At 42.8% G+C, this 12,600-nt stretch carries 13 protein-coding genes; 4 read left to right on the top strand and 9 right to left on the bottom strand.

The features are described 5' to 3' along the window. Positions 1-128: 128 nt before the first annotated feature. Positions 129-1,475 carry an MATE family efflux transporter gene (locus NI464_RS07370; protein WP_253138081.1) on the top strand — a complete coding sequence of 449 codons (1,347 nt, stop codon included), beginning with the start codon at positions 129-131 and terminating at the stop codon, positions 1,473-1,475. Positions 1,476-1,538: 63 nt separating this feature from the next. Here NI464_RS07370 and NI464_RS07365 read toward each other — a convergent pair whose 3' ends face one another. Together NI464_RS07365 and map are read right to left on the bottom strand one after the other, a co-directional pair. Then, positions 1,539-2,774, bottom strand: coding sequence for a pyridoxal phosphate-dependent aminotransferase (locus NI464_RS07365; RefSeq protein ID WP_253138080.1), 1,236 nt, complete (start codon positions 2,772-2,774; stop codon positions 1,539-1,541). Positions 2,775-3,028: 254 nt separating this feature from the next. Further along, positions 3,029-3,856: a type I methionyl aminopeptidase gene (gene map, locus NI464_RS07360; protein ID WP_253138079.1), complete on the bottom strand. Its 828-nt coding sequence runs from the start codon at positions 3,854-3,856 to the stop codon at positions 3,029-3,031. Positions 3,857-4,063: 207 nt separating this feature from the next. On the opposite strand from map, the gene rpsB reads away from it, so the two are divergent. From rpsB to NI464_RS07345, 3 genes are all read left to right on the top strand, one after another. Beyond that, complete coding sequence (gene rpsB / locus NI464_RS07355) at positions 4,064-4,810, top strand: 30S ribosomal protein S2 (RefSeq protein WP_004279050.1); 747 nt, start codon at positions 4,064-4,066, stop codon at positions 4,808-4,810. Positions 4,811-4,952: 142 nt separating this feature from the next. Continuing rightward, positions 4,953-5,828, top strand: a complete 876-nt coding sequence (tsf, locus tag NI464_RS07350) for a translation elongation factor Ts (RefSeq protein WP_004279049.1) — start codon at positions 4,953-4,955, stop codon at positions 5,826-5,828. Positions 5,829-5,974: 146 nt separating this feature from the next. After that, positions 5,975-6,475 (top strand): DUF3465 domain-containing protein, encoded by a 501-nt coding sequence (locus NI464_RS07345; RefSeq protein ID WP_253138078.1) that lies wholly within the window; start codon positions 5,975-5,977, stop codon positions 6,473-6,475. 33 nt (positions 6,476-6,508) lie between these two features. Here NI464_RS07345 and NI464_RS07340 read toward each other — a convergent pair whose 3' ends face one another. The 7 genes from NI464_RS07340 to NI464_RS07310 all read right to left on the bottom strand — a co-directional run bounded on the left by NI464_RS07340 (position 6,509) and on the right by NI464_RS07310 (position 12,592). Further along, entirely contained in the window at positions 6,509-6,964 is a 456-nt protein-coding gene (locus NI464_RS07340; protein WP_253138077.1) for an Mpo1 family 2-hydroxy fatty acid dioxygenase, read from the bottom strand. Between the two features lie 240 nt (positions 6,965-7,204). Then, positions 7,205-7,819, bottom strand: coding sequence for a septal ring lytic transglycosylase RlpA family protein (locus tag NI464_RS07335; RefSeq protein ID WP_004279046.1), 615 nt, complete (start codon positions 7,817-7,819; stop codon positions 7,205-7,207). Between the two features lie 288 nt (positions 7,820-8,107). Beyond that, positions 8,108-9,109 (bottom strand): lytic murein transglycosylase B, encoded by a 1,002-nt coding sequence (gene mltB, locus NI464_RS07330; RefSeq protein WP_253138076.1) that lies wholly within the window; start codon positions 9,107-9,109, stop codon positions 8,108-8,110. Positions 9,110-9,398: 289 nt separating this feature from the next. After that, the gene (locus NI464_RS07325) at positions 9,399-10,052 is read right to left on the bottom strand and encodes a hypothetical protein (protein WP_005247485.1); all 654 of its coding nucleotides are present in this window, start codon (positions 10,050-10,052) and stop codon (positions 9,399-9,401) included. A gap of 19 nt (positions 10,053-10,071) precedes the next feature. Beyond that, complete coding sequence (queF, locus tag NI464_RS07320) at positions 10,072-10,887, bottom strand: NADPH-dependent 7-cyano-7-deazaguanine reductase QueF (protein WP_253138075.1); 816 nt, start codon at positions 10,885-10,887, stop codon at positions 10,072-10,074. Continuing rightward, positions 10,887-11,660 carry an ABC transporter permease gene (locus NI464_RS07315; protein WP_004279041.1) on the bottom strand — a complete coding sequence of 258 codons (774 nt, stop codon included), beginning with the start codon at positions 11,658-11,660 and terminating at the stop codon, positions 10,887-10,889. Before NI464_RS07315 ends, queF begins: the two co-directional genes overlap by 1 nt. Beyond that, on the bottom strand, positions 11,657-12,592 hold the full coding sequence (locus NI464_RS07310) for an ABC transporter ATP-binding protein (RefSeq protein ID WP_005106465.1): 936 nt from the start codon (positions 12,590-12,592) through the stop codon (positions 11,657-11,659). The genes NI464_RS07315 and NI464_RS07310 overlap by 4 nt, the downstream gene beginning before the upstream one ends. Positions 12,593-12,600 lie beyond the last annotated feature (8 nt).

Below are 12,600 nucleotides of genomic sequence, written 5' to 3'. Positions count from 1 at the left end.
TAAAAAATAAGAAATAGAATAATTTATGGCACGATACTGGTATACATTTCTAATGAAATATCTCAAATTTAAATAATCTGCCAAAAAACGAATCTTATAAAAGAATTAAAAAATCGAGTGATAGGGTGATGAAACAGTTTCTGCATCTTTGGGTGCCTATTTTTCTCAGTAATGCCATTATTATGCTCAGTAGTTTGTTCGACGTGATTTTTCTATCACATTTTTCACCTCAGCATGTGGCTGCATTGGCAGTCTGTTTGTCTGTTTATTCTTTGTGCTTTGTGACGGGTATTGGGGTGTTACAGGGCATGATGCAAGAGTTGGCAGAAGCCAATGGGCGTCAGGATTATGCGGACATCCAACGTATTGTGAAGCAAAGTATTTTGATTGTACTGGTGATTTCTGCTGTTGCGATGTACTTGTTTAATCATGCGACTCCTTTGCTTGATTTTTTAAAGGCAGATGCGGCCTTACAGACATTGATTGTGCCATGTCTGTGGCTGTTGGCTTGGACGATTCCAGCGCATTTATTGTTGCGTATTTTATATATTTTAACCCAAGCCTGTGGGCAGGCTAAGCGCGTGTTCTACGCCAATATGATCTATTTACTGCTCAAAGTGGCTTTGGCTTATGTCTTGATTTATGGCATTGAGGGTTATGTTACAAGCTATGGCGTTGAAGGTGCATTCATGGCACATTTGATTGTGCAGTGGGTACTGCTGTTTGTTTACTATTTTTTCTTCCTTGAGCATAAGTTAAAGATCCAGTGGTCTGGTGTTTTCTTTCACTGGCAGACTTTGTTGAAAATTTTAAAAATTGGATTGCCCAATGCGGTGGTGACTTTTGTGGATGTATTTGCCATCAGCGCGATTGCCTTGCTGATCTTGCCTTTGGGTGACATTGTAGTGAATGCACATCAGGTGATGCTTGGTTTATTGGGCCTGATGTTTATGTTGCCGATGTCGATGGCATCCGCCTTCGGTATTTTGGTGTCGACTAAAATCGGTGCGGAGCAGATTGATGCTGCATGGCAACTCAGTAAGCGGGCACTGATGGCTGTGATGCTAATAGCTATCGTTGTCGTGTTGACTATTTGGGGCTTAGATAGTTGGATTGTGGGGTTATTTAGCAATGATGCGCAGGTGATTGCATTAGCCTTGGCATTGATCTTGTTAATGTGTTGGATGCATATCTTTGATGCGCTACTGGTGATTAGTTTGGCAATGCTACGTTGCTGGCGAGAAATTGTCAGACCGATGTTTATTTTTATCAGTACGGTGCTGGTCGTGGGCTTGGGTGGTGGTTGGTATGTGGCGTATCATTCAATGACACTGTTCAATTGGCAAAGCAATGCATTGGGGATTCATGGTTTTTGGTGGATGTTGAGTATTGCGTACACGATTGCAGCAAGTCTATGTTTTGTTTGTTTACTCATGAAATACTTGAGCTATAAGCGAATACGGCTCACTGTTTAATACATGTTGAAGAACATAAAAAAACCCGCGAAATTCGCGGGTTTTTTTATTTAGCAAGCTAGATTATTTTGCAGCTTTTTCAGCTTCGATTGAAGCAATCGCAGCATCAACGCCTTCGATAGAATCAGCAGCTTTTTTGATACGTGCAAGTGCATCAACAAGTACTTCGTCAGCCGTTGCGTAAGAGATACGCATGAAACCGCCAAGACCGAATGCATCACCAGGAACCACTGCAACACCAGTTTCTTCCAGTAACCATGCAGAGAATTCTGTGCAAGACTTAAGACCTTTGGCACGAATCAACGGTTTGATGTTGGCATATGCATAGAATGCGCCATCAGCAGGCAAGCAAGAAATACCGTGAATATCATTCAAGCCTTTCACAACTAGGTCATGACGACGTTTGAATGCTTCAATCATTGGTTCAAGAACGTCTTGAGGACCATTCAATGCAGCTTCAGCAGCAACTTGCGAAATAGAAGTTGGGTTAGAAGTTGATTGAGACTGGATCTTTTTCATTGCACCAATAAGTTTAGCAGGGCCCGCTGCGTAGCCGATACGCCAGCCAGTCATTGCATAGGCTTTAGATACACCGTTTAACACAATCGTACGGTCATAAAGGTCTGGTGCAACTGTTGCGATGTTGTAGAACTCGTCATTCCAACGGATTGGTTCGTACATATCATCAGATGCGATAAATACTTCTGGGTATTTACGCAGTACGTCAGCCAGCGCTTCAAGCTCAGCTTTAGTGTAGATCATACCTGTAGGGTTAGACGGGCTATTCAATACTACTAGACGTGTTTTGTCAGTGATTGCAGCTTCTAATTGTTCAGGGGTGATTTTGAAACGTTGTTCTTCACCACATTTCACAATAACAGGAACACCTTCAGCGATGATCACCATGTCCGGGTAGCTTACCCAGAATGGTGCAGGGATGATGACTTCATCACCTTTGTTTAACAAAGCAAGGGCCAAGTTAAAGAATGATTGCTTACCACCACAAGAAACCAGAATCTGGTTTGCTGCATAGTCTAGGTTATTGTCGCGTTTGAATTTAGCAATAATGGCTTTTTTAAGACCTGGCGTACCGTCAACAGCGGTGTATTTGGTGAAACCGTTGTTAATCGCTGCAATTGCTGCATCTTTGATGTGTTGAGGGGTATCAAAATCTGGTTCACCTGCGCCCAAACCAATCACGTTATGACCTGCAGCTTTTAATTCAGCAGCTTTGTTGGTCACAGCAAGCGTAGGGGACGGTTTGATGGCATTCACACGATCAGAGAGACGTACGTCCACGGCAGTATTCCTTCTTATAGGGATTAAAAAATAAAAAGCACATTATCTTAGCCTAAAATGGTGCAGATAGGGCAAAAGAATTTGGAAAACTTTAAGGAAAAAATGGTGTATTGACCGAACTTTATCTTGAATTTCGATGCGCTGGGAGCAGGCGAGGAGAGACTTGTTACATCTCGGTCATGCATATTGATGCATGAAATATAAAATAAAAATGGCCACTTTAAAGTGACCATTTTGTGTTGTTGATGTTGTGGTTACACACTAAAGCGTGACAAATCTTCGTCCGGGCGTGCTGTTAAAATTTCCGCGCCGGTTTTGGTCACCAGAATCGTATGTTCATATTGTGCTGACAATGAATGGTCTTTGGTGACCACTGTCCATTTATCACCGAGTAATTTGGTTTTCCAGTCACCACCATTGACCATTGGCTCAATGGTAAAGGTCATGCCTTCTTCAAGTACCATGCCGGTATCTGGCTGACCATAATGCAGCACTTGCGGTTCGTCATGGAAAGTTGTACCAATACCGTGACCACAATATTCACGTACCACGCCAAAACGCTCGGATTCAACATACTGCTGAATGGCATGACCAATATCGCCAATGGTTGAACCCGGTTTTACAGTTTCAATACCCCGGTACATGGCTTCTTGCGCTACCTTACATAGACGGTTGGCAAGAATAGTGGTTTCACCACCCACGATGTACATCATGTTGGTGTCACCATGATAGCCATCTTTAATCACGGTCACATCAATGTTCAGGATGTCGCCTTTTTTCAATTTTTTACTGTCTGATGGAATGCCGTGACACACTACGTGGTTCACAGAAGTACAAATAGTATGTTGGAAGGCAGGTCGACCCGGTGCAGCGCCATAGCCTAAGCATGCTGGAATCGCCTGTTGTTGATTGACAACATAGTCATGACAAATCGTATCAAGTTCCAGAGTGGTGACACCCGGAACAATATGCGGTTTGATCATATCCAAAACTTCTGCCGCCAGTCGCCCTGCCACACGCATTTTTTCAATTTCGTCAGGGGTTTTGATGAGTCGACGTGGAGCTTGGTAAGTGTTGTTCATGATCTCTAAAAACTTTTGGAAATTTGTGTGTGACTATGGTATAAATAGCCGCCCATTTTATCAAATGCTTTTTCGTGAATAAATTTCACGGGCTTTGTGCGATGAGGCAAAAAAATCCGCACATATATCGACACATTACTCTGGGTGCCCTTTAGGGTGGAGAATGCGGGTATATGGAGGCCTAACCCAAACTTTAAGGTAAAGAAAATGGCAGATTACAACGTAAGCATGCGCGACCTTCTTCAAGCTGGCGCGCACTTTGGTCACCAAACTCGTTTCTGGAATCCAAAGATGCGTGATTACATCTTTGGTGCGCGTAACAAAATTCACATCATCAACCTTGAGCACACTGTTCCTGCGTTAAATGATGCTTTGAACTTTGCTAACAACTTGGCTAGCAAAAAGAACAAAGTTTTGTTCGTTGGTACTAAACGTGCAGCTTCTGCAATCATCCGTGAACAAGCTCAACGCGCTGGTCAACCATATGTAGATCACCGCTGGTTAGGTGGTATGTTGACGAACTGGAAAACACTTCGCCAATCTATCAACCGTTTAAAAGACCTTCAAACTCAATCTCAAGACGGTACTTTCGCTAAGCTGACTAAACGTGAAGCTCTAGAGCGTACTCGTGAGATGGAAAAACTTGAGCGTGGCTTAGGCGGCGTTAAAAACATGGGTGGTTTACCTGACGCATTATTCGTAATCGACGTTGATCACGAAGCGATTGCAATCAAAGAAGCGAAGAACCTTGGTATTCCTGTAATCGGTATCGTTGATACAAACTCTAACCCAGACAACGTAGACTACGTTATCCCGGGTAACGATGATGCGATCCGTGCAGTAACACTTTATGCTTCTGCTATGGCTGATGCGATTCTTGCTGGTAAAGAATATGCTCAATCACAAGCAAATGCACAAGCTAAAGCAGAAGAAGCTCCAGCTTCTGAGGCTTAATGCGTTTGACGCTAGCTTGTCATTTTTGCGACATGTGATGGTGGCAAAGTAAGCGTTATGTATGCAGGCGGCCCATGAGAACTCCTCTGGGCCGTTTCTGTTCTAAAAAGAATTCATTTTCTACCGAATTTAGGAGATAAACATGACTGCAGTTACAGCAAGCATGGTTAAAGAATTGCGCGATCGTACTGGTCTTGCAATGATGGAATGTAAAAAAGCTTTGACAGAAGCGGGCGGCGACGTTGAACTAGCGATCGACAACCTACGTAAATCTGGTCAAGCTAAAGCTGCTAAAAAAGCAGGTAACATTGCTGCTGACGGCGCAATCACAATTGCTCAAGACGGCAACAAAGCACTTCTTCTAGAAGTTAACTGTCAAACTGACTTCGTTGCAAAAGACGAAAACTTTGCTGGTTTCTCTGCGAAAGTTGCTGCTGCTGCACTTGCTGCAAACGTAACTGATCCTGCTCAAATCGCTGAATTGAAACTAGAAGATGGTGCAACTGTTGAAGAAGCGCGTATCGCTCTTGTTCAAAAGATCGGTGAAAACATCCAAGTACGTCGTGCGAAAATTGTTGAAGGCGAAAACCTTGCAGTTTACAAACACGGTCTTAAAATCGGTGTTGTTGTTTCTTACACTGGTGATGAAGCTACAGGTAAAGGCTTGGCAATGCACGTTGCTGCGTTCAACCCAGTTGCTGTAAATGCTGAAGGTGTTTCTGCTGAGCTTATCGCGAAAGAGAAAGAAATTGCTGAAGCGAAAGCACTTGAATCAGGCAAGCCAGCAAACATCGTTGAGAAGATGGTTGTAGGTTCTGTTGAGAAATACTTGAATGAAGTTGTACTTGAGCGTCAAATGTACGTAATCGACAACGACAAGAAAGTTGCAGATGTTCTTAAAGCAACTGGTACTACAGTTGCAAACTTCGTTCGTTTCGAAGTTGGTGAAGGCATTGAGAAAAAAGCAGAAATGAGCTTCGCTGAAGAAGTTGCTGCTGCTCAAGCTGCTGCAAAATAATTCCTGAGGAATTAGAAAAAGCCCTATCTGATTGATGGGGCTTTTTTATGCTGATCTATTCTTCATCAGCAATTCAAGAGCAGGATTTGGGTCTAGTGACAGAGCTCAGATAATGTATTTATCATTTAATAAAAAAGTTATAAAAAATGCCAAATAAAACCAATCTGGGCATTGGTGCAGTCATTGCACTGTTGATTGCTGCTTATCTGGGCCTGGATCTACAGCAATCCCAACCACTTATTCCATCCGCATCTGATACTAAAACTGAAACACTTCATTCAGAGCCTAACTTAGCACCTTCTCAAACGACTGATGATCTGGATCGAATTGCACGGGCGTTTCAACAGCGCCAGAGTGATCTACAGGTCCGTTCAAGCGGGCAGGTGATTGCTATTTTGCCAGATGATCATGAAGGATCGCGCCATCAAAAGTTCATCCTCGAATTACAAAATGGTCAAACTGTACTGGTTGCGCATAATATCGATCTGGCGCCGCGTATTCAGAATATTCAAAGACAGGATCAGGTCGAGTTTTATGGAGAATATGAATACAGTGACAAGGGCGGAGTGATTCACTGGACGCATCATGACCCTGCGCGAAAACATGTCGATGGCTGGTTAAAACATCAAGGAAGAACCTATCAATAAGGTTCTTCCAGTTGGATAAATCGAATATAGCGTTTAAACGCTCATAATTGCGCTGTTATGGCGTGATTTCCAGTTCGGTAGGATTTTACCTAAATAGGCATCCATGCACCAAATTGGGCCAATGAGGAGGAATTGGAGGTCTTTGAAGAATGAAGGCTTTTTACCTTCCACTTTGTGCCCATAAAATTGGCCAATCCAGGCCAAGACAAACAGGGCAAGAAAGAAACCGGTACCGACTGGTAGAATCCGGATGAGCCAGGCCATTACTAAAGTTAATACAGCCATCGCTACTGCCAAAACAAGATCCAGGCGTGCATAGAAGATAAAAGCCAAAACCAGTAGCAGGGTAGTCAGCAAAGCGCTGAAATGCGCCAGAATGCCAATAATCGAAAAATAGATGGTTGGTACGCAGACCCAGTGAATCAGCTTGTTGGTTTTATTTTGATGGCTGTCACTATATTCATCAAACCATTCAGATATTGTTTTCATTCTTCGCTCCATTCCATGAACATGTTTTGCTTATCTGGAAATATAAAGCAGAATCCGGATATGGTCAAAAGTTAATCATGCAAGCGAGCGAATTTTATCAGGCAGGATGAGCCTACCAAAATTTTCTTGAAAGAACTTTAAGATAGGGCGGAGCAGGAGCGTTTATATTCTTCTATAAAATGAGCACAATAAAAAAGCCACATTGCTGTGGCTTTTGTTAAATGTGTTGCAGGTCAAATCTTAAGAATTTGGACCAGCGACACGTTCAATACTGACTTTTGCAGTACCTGCACTGGTAATACCCAACTGTTTCGCAGCACCGTAAGATAAATCAACAACACGGTTACCATGGAAAGGACCGCGGTCATTTACTTTAACCACGACGCTCTTGCCGTTATTGCGGTTAGTTACGCGAATATAGCAGTTCAATGGCAGGCTACGATGGGCAGCTGTCATTGCGTTCATGTCAAAGGTTTCACCGCTTGCAGTTTTACGGCCGTGGAATTGACGACCATACCAAGATGCTGTACCTGTCTGACTGAATTTACGTACAGTATTAGAAGCCACTGTATTCAGTTTTTCAATCACTGAAGGCTCTTCTGCAGGAAGTTCAATTTTCGCTGCAATGGTTTCACGGCGAACTTTATCGCCAGAACGCTCAGTGATTGAAAGGCTGTTCAAATTTGTGAAATTTGAATTGAAGCTTTGAGCTTCTTTATTGAGTACTCGCGTGGCAAGACGCGAATTGTCATTTTCATTGGTGAATGAAGATGACGGAACCATATCTGCCTGCGATTGCGTCAGCGTGACGATCGTGGCAATGGCCATAAAAGACTTCAAAATTGAAGAATGCATCGAATCAACTCCTAACAGCATATCTATTGGTTGTTCATAAATGGCTGAAAAACCATGTAAACATGCCTGATATTTAACTTATGCAACTACATTTAACGAAATGGATAATATTCATGCCGGCAATACCCTGTCTAGTGTTTAATTAAAATAGTTAAAAAAAGAACGCAAAATAAACAATGATTGGTTAAAAAATAATCAATATTGTAACATAATATTAAAATTGCTTAAAATACGCACAAATTAACCCATAAAAATGTTGACTTTCATAATTTGTATTAATTTTTAGTGTTAACGGCTGGTAATTTCGGTACCTAATAACCACAAAGCAGTGGCATACATACGGCTGCGATTATAAGTGGTAATCACTTGAAAATTTGGATAAGTGATGTAGTAAATCGAGCCATAATTTTCTTGTAATTGAATTACATTGACCAGATCCAGATCGTCAATTTTTACGATGGGATTCATTGGGCTAATGCCTTGCGTTTTTAACACACCATAAGGCATAGGTTGAGTCAGATCCTTGGCAATCACAGCATCGGGATTTGAACCGGTATAACGTGCCGGAAAGGCAATCGGCTGATTACGCTGCCAGCCATGCTGTGCCAGATAGTTGGCAATCGAGCCAATCGCATCTACCGCTGAGTTACGCAGGTCAATATGACCATTGCCATCGTAGTCCACGCCGAATTTGGGAATGTTGCTCGGCATAAACTGCGGATAGCCAACAGCGCCAGCATAAGAACCCACCACAGAAGAGGTGGCAACACCATCTCTATATGACCAGGCAATTAAAGCAGCCAGTTCATCCTGAAAATACTGGGCACGACGTTCATAGCCAAACCCTAAGGTTGCTAGGGCATCACGAGTGACAAAAGAACCCTTGTTGCTGCCAAAACCGGTTTCTACACCTAAAATGCCCAGAATGATCGATTGCGGCACACCAAACTGCTGTTCAGCACGGTTAAGCGTTTCTGCATATTGCTGTTTAAAGCGTACGCCGCGCTGAATGGTAGATTCAGCCAGGAAGTTAGTCTTATACGAATACCAAGGCTTACTTTCACCTGGGCGATTCATGATATTGATGATATTAGGCAAATTACGCGTACCGTTCATGGCGGAATCTACTTGTTGGGCGCTCAGCCCATAGCTCTGCATGGCATTCTGCTTAAAAGCGGCATAAGAAGGGTGATATTGGAAATCGTTGGCCAGACTCAAACTGCTGAGACCAAATGCGGTAAGTGCGATTGAAAGCTGCTTAAACTTTTTATAAAAATCCGATTTCAACATCTTGCTACGATTTCCAGTTTTTTTGATGAGTTGCTGGCGATGTCATTTGAATCATGCCATGAAAAAGATTGATAAAATTTTTTCAATCGTGAGGCTTAAAGTGCCAGATTAAAGATAACATTCGGATGAATAAGAGACCTAGCCGCTTATACAAAAATAGCGATGGATTGGCTATTTTTACGGCAGTTTGTCTTATAGAGTCGCTTATCTGTAACAAGCTATTTCACTGATCATAAAAAAGCCTGACCGAAGTCAGGCTAATTCCTCAAGATTTGTAGAAAATCTTGAACTATTCTGTATAGAACAAAGTGTCGTGATATTCGGCCATGGCGCGCAGCTCATCTTTATTCAAATTCAGAATGATTTTATCTGCTGCCATATTGATGGCCTTGATCACTGCAGATGCGCCAATATCTGCTGCCTTACGTTTGATCATGCCAAGATCCAGGGTTTTATTAAAGTCGACCATAAAATGTCGGACTGTTGCTTCACCAAATTGTTTGTACAGGTTACTGAACGCTTGTTTATCGATACTCTGACCGGCTTTAAGTTCTGCGTAATGATGTTTTAAATTCGTCACCAGACTGGCATCTAGTGACTCACCAATGCGGAAATGTCCTTCAGGATCTTTAAACAGACTGCGCTCAGAGAATGCAATCGACTCTCTGACTACGTCATTTGGTGCTTTACTCAATAACTGTTTCAGCAAAACTGCAACAGTCGACTTGATATAGCCGGCCAGTTTTTCCGCAGTATCGCGTTTATCACTGGCAGGGAAGCGACGCACTAGCTCGGTAAGAATCGCATCAATAATTTCATCATTAATCATCAATGCGGTTTTATCACGCAATGGGTAAAGCGGCTCACTTGAATTTTTGTTTTTTTGTGCAGTCTGAATTGTATTTAAAAGCTCTGCAGAAGGAATAAACCCAAAAAATGGCATTGTTCAACCTCAATGTTTTTTATTGTCGCGCTAAACGAATAGGGCGAGGCATCCATGTTAAATCCGATACACGGCAAGGGTTGATATCCAATCCACCACGGCGTGTATAGGTTGCGTAGACCATCAGCTTTTCCGGTTTCAGTTGCTGCCAGATATCGGCGAACATCTGCTCCACACATTGTTCGTGGAAACCATTATGCTGACGGTAGGAAATAATATAAGCTAAAATACTCTTATAACAAGGTTTTTTACCCTGATAACGTATAAAAACTGTTCCCCAGTCCGGCTGGCCAGTGACAGGGCAGTTACTTCTGAGTAAATGTGAATACAGCTGTATTTCGCCTTCTGCTGCATCCTTCGAATCCAAAGCCAATAAACTGGCATCTGGATGATTTTCCAGACGGTCAGGTATAAGCTCATCAATACAGATACCTTCCGGCTTACTGATCTCTAATTCATCGACCTGAAACAGTTGCAGTTTGACTTCAGCTTCAGCCGCAGTAGATAAATCTTTTTCTACCGTCGCGATAAAGGCTTCTTTAGATTCAAACTTGGCAAAGTTCAGACTATTGAAATACAGCTTCAAGGATTTGGATTCGATCAGATTCGGCGAGGACGCTGGCAAGCTAATGCGGCCAATGGCGACTTGTGGCACACCTGCTGGATTTAACCAGGAAATTTCAAACACATGCCACCAGTCTGCACCTTGCTGAATCGCTTCAACATGTGCGTATTGTTCACGGGCAGGCGCGCGTGAAATCGGAAACAGAACATCAGGATGATATTCTGTCGGGTAATTGGTGTCTTTACCAAGGAGAGATTGTTCTACACTCATTATTCACGCATTCCTGAACCACGGGAGAGTAAATGATAGGCCACTGCATACAGCACGGCACAACATAAGGTAATTACTGTCAGTGAAATGGCGACATTGACATCGCTATGTCCTAAAATGCCATAGCGGAAAGCATTCACCATATACACGACAGGATTAATTAAAGATAAATTTTGCCAGAATGGGCTTAAGCTGGAAATAGCATAAAATACACCACCCAAATAGGTTAGTGGCGTTAACACAAAAGTCGGGATGATCGAGATATCATCGAAAGATTTGGCATAAACGGCATTGATAAAACCACCCAAGGAAAACAGCAGGGAAGTAATTAAAACTGTATATATAGTCACAAACCAATTGGTGATATATAAGTCAGCAAAAAATAAGCTCACTGCACTCACAATGATCGCCACCAGTATCCCACGAATCACACCGCCCAATACATGCCCCCATAAAATGGCATGCATCGGTACAGGACTCATGATCAGTTCTTCAATACTTTTCTGGAATTTTGAGCTGAAGAAACTAGACGAGACGTTGGCATAGCTGTTGGTGATCACGGCCATCATAATCAGACCGGGCACAATGAACTCCATATAACTATAGCCGCCCATTTCCCCGATACGTGAGCCGACCAGATTACCGAAGATCACGAAATATAAGCTCATGGTAATGGCAGGTGGCAACAGGGTCTGCGGCCAGATGCGCATAAAGCGACGCACTTCTTTATAGATAATGGTATATAAAGCTACGCTGAGTTGATTAATGTTCATTGCGCAGCTCCATCCAGATTTTTCTCGACCATTTTCACAAAAAGTTCTTCCAGACGATTGGATTTATTGCGCATACTGCGTACCTGAATATTCTGTGATTCCAGCAACTGGAACAGATCATTCATGGTATGTGCCTTATCCATGGTAATTTCTAAGGTCATCGGATCGATCAGGTTAAATCGCACGCCGATGATATCCAGATGCAAAGGTTCAATCGGTTCGGCCAGATCAAAAATAAACGATTCTTCATTGAGCTGACTTAGGAAGCTCTTCATGGTGGTGTCTTCTTTAATCACACCGCGATCGATAATCGCAATGCGGCGACACAGCATTTCCGCTTCTTCTAGATAATGAGTGGTCAGAATGATAGAGGTGCCTTTTTCATTCATCTCGTTTAAAAATTCCCACATCGAACGACGCAACTCGATATCAACGCCTGCCGTCGGTTCATCCAGAATTAGCAGTTTCGGTTCGTGCATCATGGCGCGCGCAATCATCAGGCGACGTTTCATCCCGCCGGATAACATGCGGGCCTGAGTGGAACGTTTTTCCCATAAACCCAGTTTGGTCAGATAAAGCTCCGCCCGTTCCTGTGCAATTTTTTTAGGAATGCCGTAATAGCCTGCCTGAGTCACCAAAATATCAAAGGTTTTTTCAAACTGGGCAAAGTTGAATTCCTGAGGCACCACACCTAGGCACTGTTTGGCCTGAGAGGGGTGGGTATCCAGATTATGACCAAAAATTTCGACTGTACCGGAGGTTTTTTTTGTTAATGAGCTGATAATACCGATGGTAGTAGATTTTCCTGCGCCATTAGGACCCAATAGCGCATAAAATTCACCTTCTGGTACATTTAAGTTAATTCCTTTCAATGCCTGAAAGCCATTGCGATAGGTCTTTGACACATCCCTTAAGATCAGTGCATCAGTCATGAATATCT

The sequence above is a fragment of the Acinetobacter lwoffii genome (assembly GCF_024129685.1).
Taxonomy (GTDB): Bacteria; Pseudomonadota; Gammaproteobacteria; order Pseudomonadales; family Moraxellaceae; genus Acinetobacter; species Acinetobacter lwoffii_X.
The sequence above is the reverse complement of the archived record's forward strand: the minus strand, read 5'-3'. Positions and strand labels throughout refer to the sequence as shown.

What these genes read in the sequence shown, in the direction of transcription:
- NI464_RS07370 (WP_253138081.1), top strand. Translation starts at nt 129, where the DNA reads ATGAAACAGTTTCTGCATCTTTGGGTGCCTATTTTTCTCAGTAATGCC.
- map (WP_253138079.1), bottom strand. Translation starts at nt 3,856, where the DNA reads ATGAACAACACTTACCAAGCTCCACGTCGACTCATCAAAACCCCTGAC.
- rpsB (WP_004279050.1), top strand. Translation starts at nt 4,064, where the DNA reads ATGGCAGATTACAACGTAAGCATGCGCGACCTTCTTCAAGCTGGCGCG.
- tsf (WP_004279049.1), top strand. Translation starts at nt 4,953, where the DNA reads ATGACTGCAGTTACAGCAAGCATGGTTAAAGAATTGCGCGATCGTACT.
- NI464_RS07345 (WP_253138078.1), top strand. Translation starts at nt 5,975, where the DNA reads ATGCCAAATAAAACCAATCTGGGCATTGGTGCAGTCATTGCACTGTTG.
- NI464_RS07340 (WP_253138077.1), bottom strand. Translation starts at nt 6,964, where the DNA reads ATGAAAACAATATCTGAATGGTTTGATGAATATAGTGACAGCCATCAA.
- NI464_RS07335 (WP_004279046.1), bottom strand. Translation starts at nt 7,819, where the DNA reads ATGCATTCTTCAATTTTGAAGTCTTTTATGGCCATTGCCACGATCGTC.
- mltB (WP_253138076.1), bottom strand. Translation starts at nt 9,109, where the DNA reads ATGTTGAAATCGGATTTTTATAAAAAGTTTAAGCAGCTTTCAATCGCA.
- NI464_RS07325 (WP_005247485.1), bottom strand. Translation starts at nt 10,052, where the DNA reads ATGCCATTTTTTGGGTTTATTCCTTCTGCAGAGCTTTTAAATACAATT.
- queF (WP_253138075.1), bottom strand. Translation starts at nt 10,887, where the DNA reads ATGAGTGTAGAACAATCTCTCCTTGGTAAAGACACCAATTACCCGACA.
- NI464_RS07315 (WP_004279041.1), bottom strand. Translation starts at nt 11,660, where the DNA reads ATGAACATTAATCAACTCAGCGTAGCTTTATATACCATTATCTATAAA.
- NI464_RS07310 (WP_005106465.1), bottom strand. Translation starts at nt 12,592, where the DNA reads ATGACTGATGCACTGATCTTAAGGGATGTGTCAAAGACCTATCGCAAT.